At 65.5% G+C, this 22,986-nt stretch carries 23 protein-coding genes; 18 read left to right on the top strand and 5 right to left on the bottom strand.

All coding sequences use genetic code 11. The features are described 5' to 3' along the window. Positions 1–81: 81 nt before the first annotated feature. The gene (locus tag P0M04_RS15085) at positions 82–1,434 is read left to right on the top strand and encodes a capsule polysaccharide biogenesis protein (protein WP_259450057.1); all 1,353 of its coding nucleotides are present in this window, start codon (positions 82–84) and stop codon (positions 1,432–1,434) included. A 10-nt stretch (positions 1,435–1,444) separates the two neighbouring features. On the opposite strand, the gene P0M04_RS15090 is transcribed toward P0M04_RS15085, so the two are convergent. Next, the gene (locus P0M04_RS15090) at positions 1,445–2,041 is read right to left on the bottom strand and encodes a hypothetical protein (RefSeq protein ID WP_259450058.1); all 597 of its coding nucleotides are present in this window, start codon (positions 2,039–2,041) and stop codon (positions 1,445–1,447) included. A gap of 254 nt (positions 2,042–2,295) precedes the next feature. Between P0M04_RS15090 and flhB the strand changes: the two genes are divergently transcribed. The 8 genes from flhB (at position 2,296) to P0M04_RS15130 (ending at position 10,814) form a co-directional block, all read left to right on the top strand. After that, a complete protein-coding gene (gene flhB / locus P0M04_RS15095; RefSeq protein WP_259450059.1) occupies positions 2,296–3,465 on the top strand; it encodes a flagellar biosynthesis protein FlhB in 1,170 nt (389 codons plus the stop codon). Between the two features lie 86 nt (positions 3,466–3,551). Further along, the gene (flhA, locus tag P0M04_RS15100) at positions 3,552–5,681 is read left to right on the top strand and encodes a flagellar biosynthesis protein FlhA (RefSeq protein ID WP_259450060.1); all 2,130 of its coding nucleotides are present in this window, start codon (positions 3,552–3,554) and stop codon (positions 5,679–5,681) included. A 175-nt stretch (positions 5,682–5,856) separates the two neighbouring features. Further along, a complete protein-coding gene (gene flhF, locus P0M04_RS15105; protein WP_259450061.1) occupies positions 5,857–7,326 on the top strand; it encodes a flagellar biosynthesis GTPase FlhF in 1,470 nt (489 codons plus the stop codon). Continuing rightward, positions 7,319–8,125: a MinD/ParA family ATP-binding protein gene (locus tag P0M04_RS15110; RefSeq protein ID WP_259450062.1), complete on the top strand. Its 807-nt coding sequence runs from the start codon at positions 7,319–7,321 to the stop codon at positions 8,123–8,125. Before flhF ends, P0M04_RS15110 begins: the two co-directional genes overlap by 8 nt. 30 nt (positions 8,126–8,155) lie before the next feature. Next, a complete protein-coding gene (locus P0M04_RS15115) occupies positions 8,156–8,875 on the top strand; it encodes an RNA polymerase sigma factor FliA (RefSeq protein WP_259450063.1) in 720 nt (239 codons plus the stop codon). Next, positions 8,866–9,609 carry a flagellar motor protein gene (locus tag P0M04_RS15120; protein ID WP_259450064.1) on the top strand — a complete coding sequence of 248 codons (744 nt, stop codon included), beginning with the start codon at positions 8,866–8,868 and terminating at the stop codon, positions 9,607–9,609. Before P0M04_RS15115 ends, P0M04_RS15120 begins: the two co-directional genes overlap by 10 nt. A 9-nt stretch (positions 9,610–9,618) precedes the next feature. Beyond that, positions 9,619–10,353, top strand: coding sequence for a flagellar motor protein MotD (gene motD, locus P0M04_RS15125; RefSeq protein WP_259450065.1), 735 nt, complete (start codon positions 9,619–9,621; stop codon positions 10,351–10,353). A gap of 59 nt (positions 10,354–10,412) precedes the next feature. Next, positions 10,413–10,814: a hypothetical protein gene (locus P0M04_RS15130; protein ID WP_259450066.1), complete on the top strand. Its 402-nt coding sequence runs from the start codon at positions 10,413–10,415 to the stop codon at positions 10,812–10,814. A gap of 8 nt (positions 10,815–10,822) precedes the next feature. On the opposite strand, the gene P0M04_RS15135 is transcribed toward P0M04_RS15130, so the two are convergent. Next, positions 10,823–11,884, bottom strand: a complete 1,062-nt coding sequence (locus P0M04_RS15135; protein ID WP_259450067.1) for a M35 family metalloendopeptidase — start codon at positions 11,882–11,884, stop codon at positions 10,823–10,825. A gap of 353 nt (positions 11,885–12,237) precedes the next feature. Here P0M04_RS15135 and P0M04_RS15140 point away from each other — a divergent pair, with 353 nt between their 5' ends. Continuing rightward, complete coding sequence (locus tag P0M04_RS15140; protein WP_259450068.1) at positions 12,238–14,691, top strand: putative bifunctional diguanylate cyclase/phosphodiesterase; 2,454 nt, start codon at positions 12,238–12,240, stop codon at positions 14,689–14,691. On the opposite strand, the gene P0M04_RS15145 is transcribed toward P0M04_RS15140, so the two are convergent. The 3 genes from P0M04_RS15145 to flgA all read right to left on the bottom strand — a co-directional run bounded on the left by P0M04_RS15145 (position 14,688) and on the right by flgA (position 16,308). Further along, positions 14,688–15,155, bottom strand: a complete 468-nt coding sequence (locus tag P0M04_RS15145) for a flagella synthesis protein FlgN (RefSeq protein WP_259450069.1) — start codon at positions 15,153–15,155, stop codon at positions 14,688–14,690. The two genes, P0M04_RS15140 and P0M04_RS15145, sit on opposite strands and share 4 nt — an antisense overlap. Before the next feature lie 7 nt (positions 15,156–15,162). After that, positions 15,163–15,468 carry a flagellar biosynthesis anti-sigma factor FlgM gene (flgM, locus tag P0M04_RS15150; RefSeq protein WP_259450070.1) on the bottom strand — a complete coding sequence of 102 codons (306 nt, stop codon included), beginning with the start codon at positions 15,466–15,468 and terminating at the stop codon, positions 15,163–15,165. Between the two features lie 138 nt (positions 15,469–15,606). Further along, positions 15,607–16,308, bottom strand: a complete 702-nt coding sequence (gene flgA / locus P0M04_RS15155) for a flagellar basal body P-ring formation chaperone FlgA (protein WP_259450071.1) — start codon at positions 16,306–16,308, stop codon at positions 15,607–15,609. 164 nt (positions 16,309–16,472) lie between these two features. Here flgA and flgB point away from each other — a divergent pair, with 164 nt between their 5' ends. The 8 genes from flgB to P0M04_RS15195 all read left to right on the top strand — a co-directional run bounded on the left by flgB (position 16,473) and on the right by P0M04_RS15195 (position 22,986). Continuing rightward, entirely contained in the window at positions 16,473–16,901 is a 429-nt protein-coding gene (flgB, locus tag P0M04_RS15160; protein WP_025511936.1) for a flagellar basal body rod protein FlgB, read from the top strand. Between the two features lie 2 nt (positions 16,902–16,903). Then, the gene (gene flgC, locus P0M04_RS15165) at positions 16,904–17,302 is read left to right on the top strand and encodes a flagellar basal body rod protein FlgC (protein WP_056443580.1); all 399 of its coding nucleotides are present in this window, start codon (positions 16,904–16,906) and stop codon (positions 17,300–17,302) included. Positions 17,303–17,330: 28 nt separating this feature from the next. After that, positions 17,331–18,038, top strand: a complete 708-nt coding sequence (locus P0M04_RS15170; RefSeq protein ID WP_259450072.1) for a flagellar hook assembly protein FlgD — start codon at positions 17,331–17,333, stop codon at positions 18,036–18,038. Positions 18,039–18,081: 43 nt separating this feature from the next. Beyond that, entirely contained in the window at positions 18,082–19,608 is a 1,527-nt protein-coding gene (locus tag P0M04_RS15175) for a flagellar hook protein FlgE (protein WP_259450073.1), read from the top strand. Positions 19,609–19,627: 19 nt separating this feature from the next. Then, positions 19,628–20,368 (top strand): flagellar basal-body rod protein FlgF, encoded by a 741-nt coding sequence (gene flgF / locus P0M04_RS15180; RefSeq protein WP_259450074.1) that lies wholly within the window; start codon positions 19,628–19,630, stop codon positions 20,366–20,368. 61 nt (positions 20,369–20,429) lie between these two features. Continuing rightward, positions 20,430–21,212 (top strand): flagellar basal-body rod protein FlgG, encoded by a 783-nt coding sequence (flgG, locus tag P0M04_RS15185; RefSeq protein WP_259450075.1) that lies wholly within the window; start codon positions 20,430–20,432, stop codon positions 21,210–21,212. Continuing rightward, positions 21,209–21,877, top strand: coding sequence for a flagellar basal body L-ring protein FlgH (locus tag P0M04_RS15190; RefSeq protein ID WP_259450076.1), 669 nt, complete (start codon positions 21,209–21,211; stop codon positions 21,875–21,877). The genes flgG and P0M04_RS15190 overlap by 4 nt, the downstream gene beginning before the upstream one ends. A 2-nt stretch (positions 21,878–21,879) precedes the next feature. Next, complete coding sequence (locus P0M04_RS15195; protein WP_259450077.1) at positions 21,880–22,986, top strand: flagellar basal body P-ring protein FlgI; 1,107 nt, start codon at positions 21,880–21,882, stop codon at positions 22,984–22,986.

The following is a 22,986-nucleotide window of genomic DNA, read 5'->3' on the forward strand; positions in this document are numbered from 1 at the left end:
ACATTTTGCAATGTTTCGCAGCAAACCGGTTGATTATAATCATGGGTTCGGTTACCTGCACTGTTCTATTGCGAATCTGGCATGAATGCTCGTCTTGACGCCAGCCAACTGGCGCGTTACCGGAATGGCGATTACAGCGTTCCCGGTTATTACAATCTCCTGCAATGCACCCGTGTCCTGATGCTGCAAGGACCGATGGGAACATTTTTCAATCGCGTCGCCGCCTGGTTGAACGATCAGGATATTGCTGTCAAGAAAATAAATTTCAGCGGCGGGGATTGGCTGTTCCATCGCAAGCTCGATGCGGTCGACTACAAGGGCGAACTGGCCGAGTTTCCGCTGTTCCTGCGTGACTTCCTGCTCGAGCACGACATCGACGGCATCGTCTGCTTCGGCGACTGCCGCCACTATCACGCCGCCGCCAAGCCGGTGGCGGATGCGCTTGGCGTGCCATTCTTCGTGTTTGAAGAGGGCTATGTGCGCCCCGACTACATCACGCTGGAATGCGGTGGCGTGAACGCCTATTCGTCGATGCCGCGTAGTTCCGCTTTTTATCAAGCATTGCCGGATGTCGATCTTGCCCGGCCGCAACCGGCCAACCCGCGCTTCGGCCGGGCGGCCTGGGCCTCCATGTTCTACTATGCGAGCAGCCGGGTTCTTAAGCCGTTGTACCCGCATTACGAGCATCACAAGATTCTTTCGGTGCGCTACGAGGCGCGCAACTGGTGCCGTTCGTGGGTGCGCAAGCACCTCAATCGCTGGCGCGACAAGCCGGTGATCGAACGCATCTTGAGCGAGCACGACGGCAAATACTTCGCCGTGGCGCTGCAGGTGTACAACGACAGCCAGATCAGGTCGCATAGCCATTACGCCGACGTGCGCGACTTCATCCGCGAAGTGGTGGCGTCGTTTGCCGCCAGCGCGCACGAGGATCACCATCTCGTGTTCAAGCATCACCCGATGGACCGCGGCCAGCGCGACTATCGCCGGCTGCTGAATACCCTGTGCGACGAGCTCGGTATCACCGGCCGAGTGCATTACGTGCACGACGTGCACCTGCCGACGCTGCTGCGCCGTTCGCGCGGCGTGGTGACGATCAACAGCACCGTCGGCCTCTCGGCGCTGTATCACGACAAACCCCTGAAGGTGATGGGGCGCGCGATGTACGATATGGAAGGCTTGACCTACCAAGGCGATCTGAACCAGTTTTGGACTGCGGCGCCGGCATTCGACCGCAGCCTGTGGCGCCGTTTCCGCGCATACATGATCAGCCAGACCCAGTTGAACGGTGCGTTCTACGGCCGCGATTTCCAGAGCCTGCTGGGTGCGGAGTCGCCGGGCGCCAAGGAAAATTTGTCGACTCCGCTGGAGATCGACGCTGTCGCTCCGAAGGTCGATCTGCGCAAACGCAACCTGAAGCAGGTTGCGGTCTGATCTCGCGTTTTCACATCGAAAACTTCAACACCAGCGACAGCACGTTTCCTTTCTTTTTGAACATCGCAAGACGCGGCACGTAAGTGGCGAGTAACTGTGCCGAGCGGCCGCCAATCGAAGCAATCGGCAGCACGGCGGGAAAGGGGCGGCCGTCATGCCAGTCGTGGCGCCGAATGACCAGGGCGCTGAGCCCGATGCCATACTCCAGGCCGCCCTGCGACTTCAGCGGGAACATCCACTGGTACGCGTAGCCGGCCATCCATTGCGGCCGCTCGTTCGAATCGCGGATGCCCAGCACAAAGATGGCGGACTCATTGCCGCGCTCGTCGCGCAGGCTCCTCCCCAAGCCGCCACCCAAGGTCATTTCGTTAATCTTGCGCAGTTGGGCCTTGCTGTAGGTGGCACGGTCATGATATGCGTAACCTGAGAAGTAGAGATCCCAGCGCAAGGCCTTCGGCGTGTCCTCATCCAGTCTCAATGTCCGCATGAGGGGCTCGTCCGCCGGATCGGCGACGTCATCGTCCGCCCGGCAGGAGATGGCGGTTGCCAGGGTTAGCAGAAGCAATGCTCTGATGCCGTAATGGCGTGTCGTAGCGGGCGTGTGCATGGTGTTTTCGAATAAGAAATTGCTGAGCGGCCTCGGAATCAGTATCGAAAAACGGTTCTTCCTCTTACTCGTCTTTCCGCAAGCTTGGTGTTCGCCGAGCCCGCCAATTCGCCTATCCATGACAGGTGCCAAGGAGTCGTGTGACGTTGCCCGCATTTGGCGTATTTTTTGTTCCCTGTTCCCTGTATGGCCTCGAGGCAAAACGAGCCATAATGGCGTTTTGCCTGGGCAGGCGTTAACGACAGGAACTTCGGATGGCAGAAGACAGCGACGCAGAACGGACCGAACCAGCATCAGAGAAACGGCTGAGGCAGGCTCGCGAAGACGGCGATATTCCCCGTTCGCGCGAAGTCGCCACGTTCACCGTGCTGATGACGGCCGGCGCCGGCCTGTGGATGCTGGGTGGCGGCCTCATCAACAAGCTGTCCGCCGTGCTGGAGCGCGGGCTGTCGCTCGACCGCGAGCAGATCTACAACCCGAACGTGCTGGTCGAGCGCATCCTCGCCGACGTGGTCGGCGTGCTGCTGGCCTGCCTGCCGCTGGCGGGCGCCGTCATGCTCATGATGCTGGCGTCGCCCATGCTGATCGGCGGCTGGAACTTCAGCGCCAAGGCATTCACGCCCAATTTCGGCAAGCTCAATCCGATGCGCGGCCTGGGCAACATGGTGTCGACCAATGCCCTCGTCGAGCTGCTCAAGGCCGTCGCCAAGACGCTGCTCGTCGGCGCGGTCGCGTGGTTCGTCGTGATGAGCCAGAAGGATGCCGTGATCGGCCTCGTCACCGAACCGTTCGGCACGGCCGCGCCGCACCTGGGCAGCCTGCTCGCCAAGGCGTTCCTGACGATGGTCGGCGCGCTGGGCGCCATCGCCATCCTCGATGGTCCGTACCAGATGTGGCATTACGCCGACAAGCTCAAGATGACGCGCCAGGAAGTCATCCAGGAATCGAAGGAATCGGACGGCAACCCGCAGATCAAGGGCAAGATCCGCCAGATGCAGCGCGAGATGGCACAGAAGCGCATGATGTCCAACGTCCCGACCGCCGACGTGGTCGTGACCAACCCGACCCACTTCGCCGTCGCCCTGAAGTACGCGGACGGGCAGCGGGGCGCGCCGCGCGTCGTGGCCAAGGGTACGGACGAGGTCGCGGCGAAGATCCGCGAGATCGCGAAGGAAAACAAGGTCGCGATGCTGGAAGCGCCGGCGCTCGCCCGTGCGCTGTACAAGCACACGGAGATCGACGACGAGATTCCGGAAGCCCTGTACTCGGCCGTGGCCGAAGTGCTGGCCTACGTCTACCAGCTGCGCGCCTACAGCAAGGGGACGCTCGACCAGTATCCGGACCGTCCGAAGAAACTGCCGGTCCCGCCGGAGATGGACCCGTTCAACCCCGCGTCGCAGAAGCCGGACGAACCACGTCATTGAAATACGGCGGTTTTTCCCGTCTCCTTCCTGCATAGTTTCCGTCAGGCATCAGGAATAATGGCGTATCCCTGAATGATGGAGTACGCATGAACGGTTTCAGACTGCCTGGCTGGCTGCAAAAGATCGGTGCCCGCGGTAACGCGCTGGCCGCGCCGATCCTGATCATCCTGCTGCTGGCAATGATGATCCTGCCGTTGCCGGCATTCGCGCTCGACCTGTTCTTCAGCTTTAACATCGCGATGTCCGTGATCGTGCTGCTGACGGCGTTGTACACGGTCAAGCCGCTCGATTTCATGGCCTTCCCGGCCGTGCTGCTCGTGACGACCATGCTGCGCCTGTCGCTGAACGTGGCGTCCACGCGCGTCGTGCTGACCGAGGGCCACACGGGCGGCGCCGCGGCCGGCAAGGTGATCGAAGCGTTCGGCCACTTCCTGATCGGCGGCAACTACACGGTCGGTCTCGTCGTCTTCATCATTCTCACCATCATCAACTTCACCGTCGTCACCAAGGGCGCGGGCCGTATCGCCGAGGTGGGCGCACGCTTCGCCCTGGACGCGATGCCCGGCAAGCAGATGGCGATCGACGCCGACCTGAACGCCGGCCTGATCGGCGAACAGGACGCCAAGCGCCGCCGCTCCGAAGTGTCGATGGAAGCCGAGTTCTACGGCGCAATGGACGGTGCGTCGAAGTACGTTCGCGGCGACGCCGTGGCCGGCATCCTGGTCACCGTGATCAACGTCGTCGGCGGCCTGATCGTCGGTATGGTCCAGCACGACATGGCCTTCGGCGACGCCATCAAGAACTACACGCTGCTGGCCATCGGCGACGGCCTCGTCGCGCAGATCCCGTCGCTGATCATCTCGATCGCGGCCGGTATGGTCGTCTCGCGCGTGGCCAGCGACAAGGACGTGGGTTCCCAGGTCGTCGGCCAGCTGTTCGCGAAACCGGAAGTCATGTACATCACGGGCGGCATCATCGGCGGCATGGGCCTGATCCCGGGCATGCCGAACCTCGTGTTCCTGCTGCTGGGCAGCACGCTGTTCGGTGGCGGCTATCTGCTCGAAAAGCGGCGCAAGAACATGCCGCCGGAGGAGTTGCAGGGCGGTGCCGGTGGTGCGGGGCCGGCGGGCACGCCCGGCGGCGGCGGGGCGGCGGCGACCACGCCCGCCGAGCAGGAAGAGGCGAGCTGGCAGGATGTCATGCCGGTCGACACGCTCGGCCTGGAAGTGGGCTACCGCCTGATCCCGCTCGTCGACAAGACGCAGAACGGCGAGCTGCTCAAGCGCATCAAGGGCATCCGCAAGAAGTTCGCGCAGGAAGTCGGCTTCCTGGCGCCGCCCGTGCACATCCGCGACAACCTGGAGCTGAAACCGTCGGCCTACCGCATCACGCTGAAGGGCGTCGAAGTGGGCAGCGGCGAGGCGATGAACGGACAGTACCTGGCGATCAACCCGGGCATGGCCAGCGGTACACTGCCGGGCCTCGTGACGACGGATCCCGCGTTCGGCCTCCCGGCCGTCTGGATCGACGCCGCGCTGAAGGACGATGCGCAGAGCATGGGCTATACGGTCGTCGACGCCGGCACGGTCATCGCCACGCACCTGAACCACCTGATCACGACGCATGCGTCGGAACTGCTGGGCCGCATGGAAGTGCAGGCCCTGCTGGACCACCTGGCCAAGGATGCACCGAAACTGGTCGAGGACCTGGTGCCAAAGATCGTGTCGCTGTCGACCTTGCAGAAAGTGCTGCAGAACTTGCTGCAGGAAGGCGTGCACATCCGCGACATGCGCACGATCATCGAGACGCTGTCCGAGCATGCGGGCAGTACGCAGGATCCGAACGACCTGACGGCACTGGTCCGCGTGGCGCTGGGCCGCGCCATCGTGCAGCAACTGTTCCCGGGCACAAACGAATTGTCCGTGATGACCCTGGACAACCGCCTCGAGCGCCTGCTCGTGCAGGCCCTGAACGCGGGCGGCGACGGTACGGGCATCGAGCCGGGCCTGGCCGACACGATCGTCCAGCAGGCGGCCAATGCTGCTCAGCAGCAAGAAGCGATGGGGCTGACGCCGGTACTGCTCGTGCCGGGCCCGCTACGCACGCTGTTATCGCGCTTCCTGCGTCGTGCATTGCCGCAGCTGAAAGTGTTGTCGCATTCCGAGATTCCGGAATCGAAGACGATCCGGGTGACCAGCCTCGTGGGTGCGGCGTAACCGCTACATCCGGTGGGGGTAAATAGCTGCCGTGAGGAAATAGGCCTTTTTCCCCTTCCTTTTCCCGTGATGGTTTCCCACTGGCATCGTCAATAATCCTATCTAACAAAAGGGCTCTGTGCTCTTTACCCCGATAGCGACAACGACAGAAGCCTGCAAGAGCGGAGAAATCAAGATGAACGTGAAGAAATTTACAGCGGCGACTTCCCGCGAGGCCCTGCGCAAAGTGCGCGAGGCCCTGGGACCGGACGCGGTCATCCTGTCGAACCGCCCGGTCGACGGCGTGGTGGAAATCCTGGCGCTGGACAACGACGACGTCGCTTCGCTGGCCTCACCGGCACCGGAATCGGAAATGGCCGCGCCGCGCCCGAACCTGCGCATGCAGGAGCCGTCGTTCGACGACCTGGAGCCGGCACCGGCACCGGCGCCGCGTCCGGCTGCCCGTCCGGCCCCGCGCGCTTTCCAGGAAGCCCCCGCTGCCCGCCAGCCGCTGGAGCGCCAGCCGCTGAACCCGTCGCTGGATTCCCTGTATGGCATGGACGAGTCGGCCGCACCGGCCGTGCCGCCGACCTACGCCAACCGCCGCGCCCCGCAGCCGGAAGCGCCGGCCTTCGACATGGCCGCGATGACCGCGATGATGTCGGCCGCGATCGCCCAGGCCAAGGAATCCGCCGCCGCCGAAATGCACGGCATGATGAACGAGATCCGCGCCATGCGCGGCATGATGGAATCGCAGCTGGCCGAACTGTCGTGGGGCACCACCCAGCAGCGCGAGCCGCAGAAGGCCGCCGTGCTGCGCGAGATGCTGGCCGCCGGCTTTTCGGCGAGCCTGTCGCGCTACCTGATCGACAAGCTGCCGGCCGGCAAGGATGCCGCCGAGTCGCTGCGTTGGGTCAAGACTGTCCTGGCACGCAACATCACGACGATGGCTGACGAGGATGCGATCCTCGACCGCGGCGGCGTGTTCGCGCTGGTCGGCCCGACCGGCGTCGGCAAGACGACGACCACCGCCAAGCTGGCGGCACGCTGCGTGATGCGCCATGGCCCGGAAAAGCTGGCGCTGATCACGACGGACGCCTACCGTATCGGCGGCCACGAGCAGCTGCGCATCTACGGCAAGATCCTGGGCGTGATGGTGCACTCGGTGAAGGACGAGGCCGACCTGCGCATCGCCCTGAAAGAACTGCGCAACAAGCACACCGTGCTGATCGACACGATCGGCATGTCGCAGCGCGACCAGATGGTGACGGAGCAGGTCGCGATGCTGACGGAGTCCGGCGCCGACGTGAAGCGCCTGCTGTGCCTGAACGCGACGTCGACCAACGAGACGCTGAACGAAGTCGTGCGCGCCTACCAGGGCTCGGGCCTGGCCGGCTGCATCATGACCAAGATGGACGAAGCCGCATCGATTGGCAACGTGCTGGACGTGCTCGTGCGCCAGAAGCTGAACCTGTACTACATCTCGAACGGCCAGCGCGTGCCGGAAGACCTGCACCTGGCCGACCGCGCGATGCTGGTCGACCGCGCCTTCCGCACCAAGCGCGACGCCGCCGCCCAGTTCGCCGACGCCGACCTGCCGCTGATGATGGCCGGCCTCGGCAACCTGAACAACGACCGTTCGCTGCGCGAGGTGTACGTTGGCTAGTTTCGACTTCGACCAGGCGGAGGGCCTGCGCCGGATGCTGGCCGGCCCCAAGCCGCGCATCGTGACCTTCCTCTCCGCCACGCCCCAGGACGACAAGGGCGCCATGCTCGTCAACCTGGGCGCTTCGCTGGCCCAGTCCGGCAATGACGTGATGATCGTCGACGCCTGCATGCGCGAGTACGGCGTCGCCCAGCGCCTCGGCGTCGATCGCGGCCCGAGCCTCCTGCAGGTGGCGCGCCAGGAATGCGCGCTGAACCAGGTCATTCACCCCGTGCCGCAGGGCTTTTCGGTCGCCACGATGGCGCGCACGGCACCGTCCAGCGCGGACGAGGCGCGGCGCCTGGCCAAGACGTTCGACGTGCTCGTCAAGCAGGCCGGCAGCATCATCATGGTCGACGGCGAGTTTTCGGAAGATGGCACGTTCCCCGTGCCGATCATGGACTCGTCCGAGATCGTCGTGCAGGTGTCGACGAGCGCCGCGTCGATCACGAATGCCTATGCGCTGATCAAGCGCCTGTCGCAGCATCTGGGGCGTCGTCCGTTCGGTATCCTGGTCACGGGCGCTACCGAAGCCGAGGCGAAGGTGGTATACGATAATATGTCATCTGCGGCAACTCGTTACTTGGCGGTAACGCTGAGCTCCATGGGCTCCGTGCCGGCGGACGAGTACCTGCACCGCGCCGCGCGCCTCGGGCGCGCCGTGGTCGACGCATTCCCGCTGGCCGGCGCTTCGGTGGCTTTCCGCCGCCTGGCCGGGCGCTTTGCGCGGACCGGCGTGCAGCAGGGACGGGCCGCCTGACGCGGCGAAGAATAATTAATTACAGAAACCATGTACACGGTCAAAGGGAAAGCGGACAAGAATTCTTTGCTGACGGAGCACGCGCCGTTGGTGAAGCGTCTCGCCCACCAGATGAAGGCCAAGCTCCCGCCGTCCGTCGAAGTCGATGACCTGGTACAGGCAGGCATGATGGGCCTCCTCGATGCGATCAACCGCTACGAGGAGAATCACGGCGCGCAGTTCGAGACGTATGCGGTGCTGCGCATCCGCGGCGCGATGCTGGACGAGCTGCGCAGCAGCGACTGGATGCCGCGTTCCACGCGCGCCAACATGCGCAAGGTCGAGTCGGCCATGGCCGCGCTGCAACAGCAACTGGGGCGCCCGCCCAGCGAATCCGAAGTGGCGAAGTCGCTCAAGCTGTCGCTCGCCGATTACCAGGACCTGCTGGGCGATTCCGGCGGCCACCAGCTCGTGTACTACGAAGACTTCCACGACGACGAAGGCGGCGACAGCTTCCTCGACCGGCATGCCGTGGACGACGCCGATCCGCTGAAGAGCCTGCTCGACACGGACTTCCGCCAGACCGTCATCGACGCCATCGACGCGCTGCCGCCGCGCGAGAAGATGCTGATGGGCCTGTACTATGAAGAAGAACTCAACCTCAAGGAAATCGGCGCCGTGATGGGCGTGTCGGAATCGCGCGTCTCGCAGCTGCACACCCAGGCCGTGGCGCGCCTGCGCACGTATCTGCGGGAGCGTTCGTGGACCTGACCAGCCTGCTCGGTCTCGCCCTGGCGCTGGCCGGGATCTTCGTCGGGCACACGCTCGACGGCGGCAAGTTTTCCTCGCTGTTTCAGCCCGCCGCCTTCGCCATCGTCGTCGTCGGTACGTTCGGCGCCGTGTTGCTGCAGACGAAGTCGCAAGCCTTCGTGCGCGGCGTGCGCATGCTGCGCTGGGTGTTCGTGACCCCGCCCGACCGGCGCCAGGCGCTGGCCCGCGAAATCCATTTGTGGAGCCTGTCCGCGCGGCGCGACGGCCTGCTGTCGCTCGAGCAGTACATGGCCAAGGCCGATCCGTTCATCCAGAAGGGCCTGCGCCTCGTCGTCGACGGCATCCAGCCGGACAAGCTGCGCAGCCTGATGCACACGGAAATCAACAACTACGAATTCCGCGAACGCCAGGCGGCACGCATCTGGGAATCGGCGGCCGGCTATGCGCCCACCGTCGGCATCCTCGGCGCCGTGCTGGGCCTGATCCACGTGATGGAAAACCTGTCCGATCCGTCCAAGCTGGGCGCCGGCATCGCGGTCGCATTCGTGTCGACCGTGTACGGCGTCGGCCTCGCGAACCTGTTCTTTTACCCGGTCGGCAACAAGATCAAGGGCATCGTCTCCGAGCGCGTGGCCCAGTACGAGATCCTCGCCGACGTCTTCCACGACATCGCCACCGGCGACTACACGCGCGTGCTTGACGAGCGCGTCGCGTGCCTGCTGGCCGAACACTGATTCGCGACCATGGCGCGCCGCAAGAAGTACGAACAGGACAACGAGAACCACGAGCGCTGGCTGATTTCCTACGCGGACTTCATCACCCTGCTGTTCGCATTCTTCGTCGTCATGTATGCGGTGTCCGTGGTCAATATCGGCAAGTACACGGTGCTGTCGGAAGCACTGGGCGATGCGTTCGGCGGCCGCGGCGCGGCGAACAAGTCGAACACGATGGTCGAAGTGGAGGCGCTGCCGCTGTCGGCCATCCTCGCGCACAAGCGCGCGGAAGCCGCCAAGCGCGACCGCGAGCGCCTTGAGCTGCTGGCGCGGAAGCTGGACAGCATCCTGAAACCCCTCGTCAACAACGGCAAGATGCGCGTGACGCAGACCGCGCGGGGCGTCACGCTCGAGATCAATGCCAGCGCCCTGTTCGACGAGGGCGATGCCACCCTGACGCCCACCGCGCAGGAGACGCTGCGCACTGTCGCCGGCCTGCTGAAGGATGATCCGCACGGCATCGAAGTGGAAGGTTTTACGGATAACACGCCGATCGGCAATCCGGCATTCGCGTCGAACTGGGAATTGTCGGCCGTGCGCGCCACGACCGTCGTGCGCCTGTTCGCGGCGAACGGCGTGGCCGAGGCCCGCCTGGCCGCCGTCGGACGCGGCGCCAACCGCCCGATCGCCTCGAATGACGATCCCGTCGGGCGGGCGCGCAACCGGCGGGTGGCCGTCACGATCCTGTCAGGCGCCGGCACCTGACGCGTGCGCGCTACAATCGTTCCAACGCGACAGCAATGTCGCTCGAACGAGGAGGGCGGATGAATCTGCACGCAAGCCTGAGCGTCGACGCAAGGCACGATAAAGTATGGATCACCTTCAAGGCGGAAAACCGCGGCGAGCGCCGGGTGTGGCTGCCGCGCGCACTGACCGATGATCCCCGGCCCGGCGGCCGCGTGTTCGACGTGCGCGTGCATCCCGGCGGTGCCCCCATCGCCTACGTGGGCGCCAATGCCGCGCGCGGCGGCGCCGACTGGTTCGAACTGCCTCCGCACTCGGCCCACACGCACACGGTCGACATCACGGCCGATTACGCGTTCCGGCCCGGCGACCACACCTATGAATTGCGCTACGCCGGCCTGGCGCTCGCCGACATCCATCATCCCGAGGCCACGACGCCGCTCGTCACCGAACCCGTGCTGTTTCGCCATATCACGCCTTAGTTTCCACCTTATCGGCGGCGGAGGTTGCGATTGGGGCTGTTCTCGCCGAAGTATTCGTGCGAGTCCGCATTGTCGACGGCCCGTGCCGGATCGCTGCCCGCCAGCGCGCCCGCCGCGGTCTGGCCATAGGGCCAGTCGTCCGTCCCGGCCACGACCGTAAAATGGCTCATCTCGTGCACCAGGGTGCCGCCCCTGGAATCCGTTCCCGTCGTGGGCGCGGTCCAGAACGCCTTGCAGACGTGGATCGTGTACGGCTGATTCGGATAGACGTACGCGTACCAGGGCTTGGTGCATGCGCAGTCGACCGTGATGGGGCGCGTGGCGAAGGCGTCGCGGATGGCCTCGAAGTGGCGCGACACGGTCGCCGTGCGCGCCTCGTCCAGTGGGCCGAACCAGCTCGTGTAGCGCTCCGCCAACGCGCCTGCCCGCAGGTAGGCATCCCCATCCTGCACCATCGATTGGGCGGCCTGGACGCTCGCCGCGATACTGTCCTGCTGCGCGTTCGAGCACTGGTTGAACGTGAGAGCCCTGCCGGCAGGCAGGGTGCCGGCCGGGACGGCCTGGGTGACAGGGTCGTAGCTTGACTCCGGCATGCCGCGCGGCAGCCGGCCATCGATCCAGATCGACGCCGATGGCGGGGGTGCTGCGCCCTGCAGCCGCCCGGTCCGGTAGCGGATGGTGTAGGCGCCCGTGATGTCCATGCGGTAGAGCGCGGACAATTCCACGCGGCTGCTCCGCGCCGCGCCGGGCGCGAGGGCAATGACGTCGGCGGACCCCGGCGGCGCCCGCTTCACCTGGATGCCGAGATAGCTGACAGGCAACCCGTCGCGCGTGACGTCGAACAGCGGCGCCTCCACGCCCGCGAACGGCGTCTGCCACTTCGGCAGGTACTGCCAGGTACGCGCCGTGTTGCGGATCGTCACCGTCACGACGACGTCCTGGCTGCCCGTCAGGCTTTGTTGCGCGGGCGTCAACTCGACGACGAGGCCGCCCGTCGGCGCGGCCTGGACGGCGCCGCCGAGCAGTAGGGTGAACGTCAATGCGCCGGACCGATACGTGTTGCCGTTCATGGCATCCTCCAGATGCGGTCAAAACCTTTCTTGTACCGCGTTGCCTGTCGCCCGATCTTGCAAATTCACAATATTTATCGCTGTTTAACCGCCGCGTTAGCGTTCAATTTGGTACATTGACGCAACATAGTGACCGTTGGTGCAAGTATTGCTCGATTCACATTTAATAAACTGTTATCATATATTGATTCTATGATCATGAAAGTTACGATCAAGAATCTCTTCCTTTCATGCCGGTGCGGCCTTGCCCACCGGTGTCATTCGCTTCAGCACATGAATATCGAGCACGACAGCCAGGTATCCCGCATGAGCGGACTTCGCACGCACCGCCGGCCATTCGCGGGCACGGCGGCATGACGCGGCACGCGCGCAAGATTCCGTCCACGGTACGGCTGTCGATCCTCACCATCCTGCTGGCACTGTTCATGGCCTGGCTCGCGCTCGGCAACGCGGCGCGCCTGCCGTGGGATCCTCGCTGGTACCTGACGGCGCACACGGCGATGGAAGTGTTCTCCGTCGTCGTGGCGATGCTCGTGTTTTCCACGGGCTGGCACGGCATCGGCCGCGACATGCCGATCCGCGTGGCCCTGCTGTCGCCTTCCGCACTCGCCGTCGGCCTGCTCGACATCGGCCACCTGATGTCGGTCCACGGCATGCCGGGTGTCGCGGGGCCGGGCTCGGTTGGGCGCGGCATCGAATTCTGGCTGCTGGCCCGACTCGTCAGCGCCGCGGCCCTGCTCGTCGCCGCGTTCGCGCCGCGCGAGCGGACCGTCGGCCGGCGCGTGCGCGGCTGGGCGCTGCTGGCGGCGCTGGGCAGCGTCGCGCTCGGCTTCCGGCTGGCCGTGGCCGATCCGCTGATCCTGCCGCCGACTTACGTGCCGGGGCAGGGGCTGACCTCGTTCAAGATCGGTTGCGAGCTGGTGCTGATCGCGCTGAATGCCGTCGCCGCGCTGTTCCTGCTGCGCCGCGCACTCGTCACCCGCCTGCGCACCGACCGCTACCTGGCGGCCACGGCCGCCGTGATGGCGCTGAGCGGCGTCAGTTTCGCGCTGTACGCGCGTCCGGACGACGTCGTGAACATGGTCGGCCACGTGTACAAGGTGATCGCCTACCTGTGCCTGCACCGCGCGATCTGGGTGGCGGCCGTGCAGGCGCCGTACCTGCGGCTGCAGCGGTCGGAACGGTCGCTGGCCGAGAGCGAGGCGAGCTTCCGCAGCCTGATGGAATGCGCGCCGGACGCGATCCTGCTCGTCGGTCCGGAGGGTCGCATCACGATGATGAATGCGCGCGCGGAAAGCCTGTTCGGCGTCGCGCGCGAGACGGCCGCCGGCCTGCCGCTGGACGTCTTGGTGCCGGCCGCCGCCGGCGACGCCGAGCTGGACTGCCGGCGCCTGTACGGCACCGCCTTCCCGGCCGAAGTGCGCCGCGCCGGCATGCCGAGCGGCCAGCAGGTGGCGATCGTGCGCGATCTGTCGGAGCGGCGCCGGCTCGAGCGCGCGCTCGTCGAGCAGCTCACGCATGACGCGCTGACGGGCCTGCCGAACCGCAACCGCATCCTCGAAACGCTGGACGAGGCCATCGCCGCCGCGCGCCAGGACGGGCGCACGCTCGCCGTGCTCGTGTTCGACCTGCACGAATTCCGCAAGATCAACAGCGGCTACGGCTATGGCGGCGGCGACGACGTACTGCGCGACTGCGTCGTCCGCCTTTCCGGCCTGCTGGCCGGCGGGGACATGCTGGCGCGCCAGGGCGGCAACGAATTCATCGTCGTGCAGAAACAGTCCGGCGAGACGTCCGCCGCGGCGCTGGCCGCGCGGCTGCTGGCGTCGATGCGCGAACCGTTCCTGCTCGACGGCCAGCGCGTGTTCCTCGCCGCCAGCGTCGGCATCGCACTGCTGCCTTCCAGCGGCTGCGGCGCGCACGAACTGCTGCAGATGGCGCAGGTGGCAATGGCCGCCGCGCGCGCGGAAGGTCCCGCGCGCTACCGCTTCCACTCGGACGCGATGGCGCAGGCGATCCGCGAGCGGGTCGACCTGGAAGCGCTGCTGCGCCATGCCATCGAAAGGAACCAGTTCGCGCTGCAGTACCAGCCGCGCGTCGACCTGGCCAGCGGCGCCGTGATCGGCGTGGAAGCGCTCGTGCGCTGGCGTCATCCGGTGCTGGGCCTCGTGCCGCCGGCGCGCTTCATCCCGCTGGCGGAAGAGACGGGCCTGATCGACGATCTCGACATGTGGGTGCTGGACGAAGCCTGCGCGCGCGCGGCCGCGTGGCGCGCGCAGGGACTGCCGCCGCTGCGCGTGTCCATCAACCTGTCGGCGCGCCAGTTCCAGCAGGCCGGCCTGGCGCAGCGCGTCCAGGCCGCGCTGGCACGCAGCAGTTTGCCGCCGGCCTGCCTGGAGATCGAGATCACGGAGTCGACGGTCATGCGCGACACGGGCGAGGCGACGAGCGTGCTGCGCTCGCTGAAGGCGCTCGGCGTCGCGCTGTCGATCGACGACTTCGGCACCGGCTATTCGTCGCTCAGCTACCTGAAGCGCTTCCCCATCGATGTGCTGAAGATCGACCGTTCGTTCGTCAGCGACGTGACGACCGATCCGAACGACGCGGCCATCGCGTGCGCCATCATCGCGCTGGCGCATACGCTGAACCTGGAAGCGGTGGCGGAGGGTGTCGAGACGGCCGAGCAGGTGGCTTTCCTGCGCGAGAATGGCTGCGATGAAATCCAGGGCTATTACTTCAGCCCGCCGGTGTGGCCGGAGCAGATCGAGCGCATGTTCGCCGAGAAGAACGTCGGCGTGACGTCTTAACCGACCACGAACCGCCGCGACGGCCCCGTCGACATCGTCTGGCCGGCCGGCCCGTACACGCCGGCACCGCCGCCGGGACCGCGCAGTTCGGAGAGCGCCGCCTGGGTCTGGCCCAGCTGGCGGTTGACGATCATGCCGTTGACGCGGTTGAGTTCCTTCGCTTCGCGGGTCAGTTCGAGCAGGCTGTTCCACGCGTCGCGATACTCGGCGTTGCCGCCTACGGCCAGCCAGGGTTCCATCCCCGCTTCGCTTGCGGGAAAGCCGGCGGCGCCGAGGGCTTTGTGGCGCACGCGCGACAGGGTCGCGGCACGCTGCGCCAGCTGCAGCTTGTTGGGGGTGATGGTCGAGAGGCCATCGGCATCCGCACTGATCAGGAGCTGTTGCTCGGTTTTCATCAGCTCCACGATGGAACCGATCACTTGCTGTTCGTCGCGCAGAGTTGCGCCAGGGGATGCAATGGCCATTGGTTATCTATTGTTTGCGGGAATGCAGCAGATCGCGCACCGTATCCAACAGGCCGTCCGCCACTTTCTCGGAATTGACTTGGAACTGGCCATCCGCGATGGCCGCCTTGATGCGTTCGACCTTCTTGCTGTCGAACACTTGATTGGTACCGCCGGCCGCGAGGGCCTGGCCTTGCGAGGACAGGCGCACGGTGTCGGTCGCTGCGGGCGTGACAGATCTCGCGGCGGCCGCGTCGCTGCTCTTTGCCGTCGTGGCCGGCGTGTTGTTGGCCTGGACGCTCGCGTTGTTCTTGAGTGTATCGTTGATTTTCACAGCATCATCCTTCTCAGGTCGGAGCAGAAAGCCCGGGATCTGCCTTCAGTAACGGCGCCCTTGCCAAAAACTTTAGGGGACATCAAAGAAAGTGCGGACACAAGCCACACTTTCAACGATCCTGCTCCTTTGCTGTCATCAAAACGCCACTTCGACCATCCCGCCGCTCCGCGCCGTGCCGCTCACGACCGAGCCGGACGGCGTGCGCACCTGCACGATCTGGCCGTCGCCGGCGTTGCCGATGGCCTTGCCTTCGGCTGACACTGAGAATCCATTTCCGTTCGAAACCAGGCGTACGGCCTGGCCTTGCTGCACGACGGGCCGGCTGCGCAGCGTGTCCAGGCGCAACGGCGTGCCGGCCGCCAGCGACACGGTCGGGGTGCGGCCGATCGCCTGCGCCATGTCCGTGATGATGCCGTTCGGCATGGCGGCAATGTCGCCTTTCACCAACACGAGCTGGCTTTGTTCGACCGGCTGGCCCTGGGCCAGCGGCAGCGCGGCGGCCACGTAGTCCGCCTGTACGCTCACCTGCGCCTGTACGAAGATCGTCCAGTTCGACGGGGCCGTGCAGCGCACGCCCACCGTCGTCTTGCCCCAGGCGCGCGCGCCCGGCTGCAGGAACGCTTCCGGCGCGGGGCAGGCGGCCAGCGCCGTGCGGGCATCGATCGTGCCCGCTTTCACGGTCACGGTGCCGGGCAGGCCGGCCGTCTGTGTCTGCAGGAATTGTTCGACGACGGTGCGCAGGGCGTTGATGTTCTGGCGGCCGCTAGCGGGCGTCGTCTGCGCGTGCGACAGCGCGGCGGTGCCGACGAGCAGGGCGGTTAGGAGCGTGCGTTTCATGAATGAGTCCGCGATGCGGGTTTTTGCGACGGTGCCATCTTAGGTCCGGCGCGCCGACATCGAATCCTCGAATAGCCGGGTTTTGGGTCGCTTTATTGCCCGATTGGAAGAGTCCACCCATCCGTATGATCCATCCTGTCCACCACCAGATGCCTGGAGTAATCATGATCGGCAAACTCGACGACTACCTGCGTTTCAATGAAACCGCGCTGAGCCTGCGCTCGCAGCGCCAGGAATTGCTCGCGTCGAACATCGCCAACGCGGACACGCCGAACTTCAAGGCGCGCGACATCGATTTTTCCAGCGCGCTGCAGGGTGCGCTGTCGCGTGCGACGAACACGGGGCCGCTGAACACGACGGCCGGCGCCCATTATCCGAACGGCCAGGCGGCCGCGGACGGCAAGACGCTGGGCGACGGCGCCACGCCCGTGCTGTACCGCACGGTGACGCAGGGTGCCGTCGACGGCAACACGGTCGACATGGACACGGAACGCACCCAGTTCGCCGATAACGCGCTGCGCTACGAAGCCGGCATCACGATGATCAACCAGCAGATCCGCAACATGCTCGCGGCCATCCAGGGAGGCCAGTAATCATGTCCTTGTTTAATGTCTTCAACGTGGCCGGCTCGGCGATGAGCGCCCAGGCCCAGCGCCTGAACACGACGGCCAGCAATCTCGCCAACGCCGACAGCGCGACGAGCGCCACGGGCGAGGCCTACCGCGCCAAGCAGGTCGTGTTCGAGGCCGTCCCGATGGACCAGGGCACGGGCGTCAAGGTGCGCGAAGTGGTCGAGGATGCCTCGCCGCTGAAGCAGGTGTACGACCCCAAGAATCCCCTCGCCGATGACAAGGGCTATGTCTCGATGCCCAACGTGAACGTGGTCGACGAGATGGTCAACATGCTGTCGGCGTCGCGCTCGTACCAGACGAACGTCGAGACCATGAACGCGGCCAAGACCATGCTGCTCAAGACGCTGACCCTCGGCCAGTAATCCTTCTACCATTTTCTGACACGCTCCCATGGCGACCGTAACCGACACCACCAGCACCCCCATCACCGACCTGATGTCGACGATGAACGGCAAGAAGGCGACCAGCACCGACAGCGTCTCCGCCGACACCGACAAGTTCATGACCCTGCTGGTGACCCAGCTGCAGAACCAGGATCCGCTGAACCCGATGGACAACGCCCAGATGACGAGCCAGCTCGCGCAGCTGCAGACCGTGACGGGCGTGAACAAGCTGAACACGACCCTGGAATCGCTGCAGTCCAGCTACAAGAGCTCGGAATCGATGCAGGCGACGAACCTGATCGGCCGCGGCGTGCTCGTCGACGGCAGCGGCGTCACGCTGTCGAGCGGCAAGGCGATCCTGGGCGCGGATCTGGCCACCGATGCGGACAACGTCAAGATCGTCATCAGCGACGCCAAGGGCAACGAAGTGGATACGATCGACATGGGCGCGCAGAAGGCCGGCGTCGTGCCGCTCGCGTGGGACGGCGTGCCCGATCCCAAGAACCTGGACAGCAACGGCAAGCCCGTCACGCTGGCCGACGGCAATTACACCTTCAAGGTCGTGGCGACCCGTGGCGGCGCCAACCTGACCGATGCGAAAGGCCTGTCGTTCGACAGCGTCGCCAGCGTCACCACCAACAGCGCCGATGGCGTCAAGCTGAACCTGTCCGGCAAGGGCGCGCTCACGCTGGCCGACATCAAGCAAGTCCTCTGAACGCGGTCGGTACCGCGAAACGAACGAATAACAGGAGCACAACATGTCCTTCCAACAAGGCCTGAGCGGCTTGAACGGCGCAGCGAAATCGCTGGACGTCATCGGTAACAACATCGCCAACTCGAGCACCGTCGGCTTCAAGGGCTCGACCACGCAATTCGCGGACGTCTACGCCCGCTCACTGAACGGCGCGGGCGCGACCCAGGCCGGTATCGGCGTGAGCGTGGCGGCCATCGCCCAGCAGTTCACCCAGGGTAATATCGAAACGACGGCCAACCCGCTCGACATCGCCATCAACGGCGCCGGTTTCTTCCGCACCGAGATTTCGGGCACCGTCCAGTACACCCGCAACGGCCAGTTCTCGCTGGACAAGAACGGCTACATCGTGACGCCGCAGGGCGCCAACGTGACGGGCTACGGCGTCGCGCCGAACGGCCAGATCCTGGCCAGCACGCCGACCCCGCTGAAGATCAGCACGGTCGACATGAAGCCGGTCGCGACCACCAAGGTCGACACGTCGATCAACCTCGACTCGCGCGAGGCCGTCCCGACCAACTTCCCATTCGACGCCAACGACGCGACCACGTACAACAAGCAGGTGCCGGTCAGCGTGTACGACACCCTGGGCAACGAGCACACGATGTCGATGTTCTACGTGAAGACCGGTTCGGGCACCTGGGACGTGTACGCCGGCGCCGACGGCACCGAGCTCACCAACGTCAACGTGGCCAAGGCCGCCACGGGCAACGCGGCGGCACAGACGGCACGCGACGCGTGGACCGCGGCCACGAAGGCATCGCCGCAGGACCCGGCCGCCGTCGCCACGGCCCTGGCCAACTACGCCGCCGCGGCTTCGGCGGCCGTCAGCGGCGCCGCGGGCACCGCCGGTGCCACCGCGGCCACCATCACCGCCATCCAGACCGCCGCCACCGATGCGGGCAACACGGCCGGCTATACCCCGGACCAGGTCGACAAGGACATCGCCGCGGCCGTGTCCGTGCCGTCGGTCCCCGTCGGCACGCTGAAGTTCGACTCGAACGGCGCGCTGTCGGCCGCCCTGATGTCGCCGCAGACGCTGCCGCTGGCCGTGACCTTCCCGGTGTATCCGGCGACGGGCGCCAAGGAAACCCTGTCGATCAAGCTCGGCTTCAATGGCAGCACGCAGTACGGCGCCGACACCAGCGAGAAACTGACCACGCAGGACGGCTACAAGCCGGGCCACCTGCAGCGCTTCTCGGCAGCCGCCGACGGCACGCTGCTGGGCCAGTACAGCAACGGCCAGACCAAGCCGCTGGGCCAGATCGTCCTCGCGAACTTCACGAACTCGGGCGGCCTGGAACCGATCGGTAACAACTCGTGGGCCGAAACGTCGGCGTCGGGCACGCCGCTGCTCGGCACGGCGGGTACGGGCGGCTTCGGCGTGCTGCAGTCGTCGGCGCAGGAAAGCTCGAACGTCGACCTGACGGCCGAACTGGTCAACATGATCACGGCCCAGCGCGTCTACCAGGCCAACGCCCAGACCATCAAGACGCAGGACTCGGTGCTGCAGACGCTGGTGAACCTGCGCTGATCCCTGAAAAGGAAAAAAGATGGACCGCCTGATCTACACCGCCGCCTCCGGCGCCAAGCACATCCTCGAGCAGCAGGCCACGACGTCGAACAACCTGGCCAACCTGTCCACGACGGGCTTCCGCGCGCAGCTGGATACGTTCCGCGCCGTGCCCGTCGTCAGCGAAGGCTTGCCCACGCGCGCGTTCGTCGTCGACAACACGGTCGGCGCGGATTTCACGACGGGCCCGCTGCAGGTGACGGGGCGCGATCTCGACGTGGCCGTCAAGGGCCAGGGCTGGATCGCCGTGCAGATGCAGGACGGCACCGAAGCCTATACGCGCAACGGTTCGCTGCAGGTCAGCCCGAACGGCATCCTGCAGACGGCAAATGGCCAGACCGTGATGGGCGAGGGCGGTCCGATCGCGATTCCACCGAATACGACGGTGACCGTCGGCAAGGACGGCTCGATCGCGTCGCTGACAACGGACACCGTGCCGGCAACGTCCACCATCGTCGGCCGCCTCAAGCTCGTCAATCCGGACCAGAAGCAGCTCGTGCGCGGCGACGACGGTTTCTTCCGCCAGCAGGACGGGACCCCGGCCCAGGCCGACCCGGCCGTGACGGTGACGAGCGGCGCGCTGGAAGGCAGCAATGTCTCCGCCGTCGATTCGATGGTGAACATGATCTCTTTGGCACGTTCTCTCGAGACACAAATGAGCCTGTTGAAGAACGCGGAGAATAACGCGGCGAAAGCGACGCAGATCCTCGCTTTGACTTGATTTCTGCTGGGACATAATTTCATGGTGGGTGACGGGTTTGCCGTCGCCAAAGGAGAACACCATGATCCGTTCGCTCTACATCGCCAAGACCGGCCTCGAAGCGCAGCAGACCAACCTCGACGTCGTCACCAACAACCTCGCCAACGTCAGCACGAACGGCTTCAAGAAGTCGCGTGCCGTGTTCGAGGATCTGTTGTATCAAAACGTGCGCCAGCCCGGCGCGCAATCCTCGCAACAGACGCAGCTGCCGTCCGGTCTGCAGATCGGTACCGGTGTGCGCGCCGTCGCCACCGAGCGCCTCCACACGCAGGGCAATCCCCAGCAGACCGGCAACTCGAAGGACGTGATGGTCAACGGCTCGGGCTTCTTCCAGGTCCTGATGCCGGACGGTACCACGGCCTACACCCGCGACGGCTCGTTCCAGACCGATAACAACGGCCAGCTCGTCACCTCCAGCGGCTACGTGCTGCAGCCGCCCATCACCGTGCCCAGCAACGCGCTGACGATGACCGTCGGCCGCGACGGCACCGTGTCCGTCACGACGCCGGGTACCGCGGCGCCCACGCAGATCGGTTCGATCCAGTTGTCGAACTTCGTCAACCCGGCCGGCCTGGAGTCGCTGGGCGAGAACCTGTACGCCGAGACCGGCTCGTCCGGCACCGCGCAGACCAGCACCCCGGGCACGAACGGTGTCGGCGTGCTGATGCAGGGCTATGTCGAAACGTCCAACGTGAACGTCGTCGAAGAGATGGTCAACATGATCCAGACGCAGCGCGCGTACGAGATCAACAGCAAGGCCATCACCACGTCCGACCAGATGCTGGCGAAGATTTCCCAATTATGAAAACCCTGAAAACTTGGGCCCCTGCCTTCGCAGGGGCGACGATCGCCATGGCGCTCGTCGGTTGCGCAGCCACCCCGACGTCGATCGTCAAGGGCCCGACCTCCGTGCGCCCGATGCTGGCCGATGGCGGCACGCCGACGGAAGGCGCGATCTACAACGCCAATACCTTCCGCCCGATGTTCGAAGACCGCCGCGCGCGCCACATCGGCGACGTGCTTACGGTCAGCATCGTCGAGAAGACGGCGGCCAACAAGAGCGGCGCCAGCACCGGCAACAAGTCGGGCAGCGCCGAGCTTGGCGTGCCTGGCCTGCTGCAGGGCCGCCTGGGCGGTAACCTCGCCACGAGCAGCGGCGTCAAGTATTCCGACGGCGACACGCAAACCGCGTCGAACGCCTTCACGGGCACGATTGGCGTGACGGTGTCCGAAGTCCTGCCGAACGGTAACCTGATCGTCGTGGGCGAGAAACAGATCGCCATGAACAAGGGCGTCGAATTCATCCGCTTCTCGGGCATGGTGAATCCGGACTCGATCCAGGCGGGCAATATCGTGCAGTCGCCGCTCGTCGCCGACGCGCGCGTCGAATACCGTACCAACAGCCAGATCGACCGCGCCGAGATGACGTCGATGATGTCGCGCTTCTTCCAATCGCTGCTCCCGTTCTGATCATGAACTTCAAAATCCTCGCCCTCTGTGTCGCCCTGCTTGGTCCGCTGACTGCGACGACCGCCCACGCCGAGCGCCTCAAGGATCTCGCCAGCATCGGCGGCGTCCGTCAGAACCAGTTGTCCGGCTACGGCATCGTCGTCGGCCTCGACGGCACCGGCGACCAGACGACGCAGACCCCGTTCACCGTGCAGTCGATCACGGCGATGCTGCAGCAGAAGGGCATCAGCCTGCCGCCCGGCACGCAGCTGCAGCTGAAGAACGTGGCAGCCGTGATGGTCACTGCATCGCTGCCGGCGTTCGCGCAGCCGGGCCAGACGATCGACGTGACCGTCTCGTCGATGGGTAACGCGAAAAGCCTGCGCGGCGGCACGCTCCTGATGACGCCGTTGCAGGGCGCGGACGGCCAGGTGTACGGCATGGCCCAGGGCAATGTGCTCGTGGGCGGCGCCGGTGCGTCGGGCGGCGGTGCGCAGGTGCAGGTCAATCAACTGTCTGTCGGCCGCATCTCGGGCGGTGCCACGGTCGAGCGCGCCGTCGCATCGAACCTCGGTGCCGACAACCAGGTCAAGCTGGAATTGAACACGACGGATTTCGCCACCGCCAGCCGCGTCGTGGAAGCGATCAACGACAAGTTCGGCCCGGGCATCGCCACGGCGCTGGACGGCCGCGTGATCCGCGTGCGCGTGCCGTCGTCGAGCGACCAGCGCGTGACCTTCCTCGGCATGCTGGAAGGCATGGACGTCAAGCCGGCCGAAGCGGCCGCGAAGATCATCCTCAACGCACGCACCGGTTCCGTCGTCATGAACCGGTCCGTCACGCTGGATCCGTGCGCGATTTCGCACGGTAACCTGTCCGTCAGCATCGGCGCCGACACGCAGGTGAGCCAGCCGAACCCGGGTTCGCTGGGCCGCACCGTCGTCACGCAGACGCCGCAGGTGTCCGTCAAGAAGGATGCCGGCAAGGTCATCATGCTGAACGGCGGCGCGTCGCTGGCCGAAGTCGTCAAGGCGATGAACGCCATCGGCGCCACGCCGCAAGACCTGCTCGCGATCCTGCAGGCCCTGAAGGCCGCCGGTTCGCTGCGCGCCGAACTCGAGATCATCTAA

Origin of the sequence: Telluria mixta, from assembly GCF_029223865.1 — a bacterium.
Lineage (GTDB): Bacteria > Pseudomonadota > Gammaproteobacteria > Burkholderiales > Burkholderiaceae_D > Telluria > Telluria mixta.

Excerpts from the sequence above, each read along its gene's own strand:
- P0M04_RS15175 (WP_259450073.1), top strand. The coding sequence starts at position 18,082 with ATGTCCTTCCAACAAGGCCTGAGCGGCTTGAACGGCGCAGCGAAATCG.
- flgB (WP_025511936.1), top strand. The coding sequence starts at position 16,473 with ATGATCGGCAAACTCGACGACTACCTGCGTTTCAATGAAACCGCGCTG.
- P0M04_RS15145 (WP_259450069.1), bottom strand. The coding sequence starts at position 15,155 with ATGGCCATTGCATCCCCTGGCGCAACTCTGCGCGACGAACAGCAAGTG.
- flgF (WP_259450074.1), top strand. The coding sequence starts at position 19,628 with ATGGACCGCCTGATCTACACCGCCGCCTCCGGCGCCAAGCACATCCTC.
- P0M04_RS15115 (WP_259450063.1), top strand. The coding sequence starts at position 8,156 with ATGTACACGGTCAAAGGGAAAGCGGACAAGAATTCTTTGCTGACGGAG.
- P0M04_RS15130 (WP_259450066.1), top strand. The coding sequence starts at position 10,413 with ATGAATCTGCACGCAAGCCTGAGCGTCGACGCAAGGCACGATAAAGTA.
- P0M04_RS15190 (WP_259450076.1), top strand. The coding sequence starts at position 21,209 with ATGAAAACCCTGAAAACTTGGGCCCCTGCCTTCGCAGGGGCGACGATC.
- flhA (WP_259450060.1), top strand. The coding sequence starts at position 3,552 with ATGAACGGTTTCAGACTGCCTGGCTGGCTGCAAAAGATCGGTGCCCGC.
- P0M04_RS15135 (WP_259450067.1), bottom strand. The coding sequence starts at position 11,884 with ATGAACGGCAACACGTATCGGTCCGGCGCATTGACGTTCACCCTACTG.
- flgC (WP_056443580.1), top strand. The coding sequence starts at position 16,904 with ATGTCCTTGTTTAATGTCTTCAACGTGGCCGGCTCGGCGATGAGCGCC.
- flhB (WP_259450059.1), top strand. The coding sequence starts at position 2,296 with ATGGCAGAAGACAGCGACGCAGAACGGACCGAACCAGCATCAGAGAAA.
- flhF (WP_259450061.1), top strand. The coding sequence starts at position 5,857 with ATGAACGTGAAGAAATTTACAGCGGCGACTTCCCGCGAGGCCCTGCGC.
- P0M04_RS15195 (WP_259450077.1), top strand. The coding sequence starts at position 21,880 with ATGAACTTCAAAATCCTCGCCCTCTGTGTCGCCCTGCTTGGTCCGCTG.
- P0M04_RS15170 (WP_259450072.1), top strand. The coding sequence starts at position 17,331 with ATGGCGACCGTAACCGACACCACCAGCACCCCCATCACCGACCTGATG.
- flgA (WP_259450071.1), bottom strand. The coding sequence starts at position 16,308 with ATGAAACGCACGCTCCTAACCGCCCTGCTCGTCGGCACCGCCGCGCTG.
- flgG (WP_259450075.1), top strand. The coding sequence starts at position 20,430 with ATGATCCGTTCGCTCTACATCGCCAAGACCGGCCTCGAAGCGCAGCAG.
- P0M04_RS15085 (WP_259450057.1), top strand. The coding sequence starts at position 82 with ATGAATGCTCGTCTTGACGCCAGCCAACTGGCGCGTTACCGGAATGGC.
- P0M04_RS15140 (WP_259450068.1), top strand. The coding sequence starts at position 12,238 with ATGACGCGGCACGCGCGCAAGATTCCGTCCACGGTACGGCTGTCGATC.
- motD (WP_259450065.1), top strand. The coding sequence starts at position 9,619 with ATGGCGCGCCGCAAGAAGTACGAACAGGACAACGAGAACCACGAGCGC.
- P0M04_RS15090 (WP_259450058.1), bottom strand. The coding sequence starts at position 2,041 with ATGCACACGCCCGCTACGACACGCCATTACGGCATCAGAGCATTGCTT.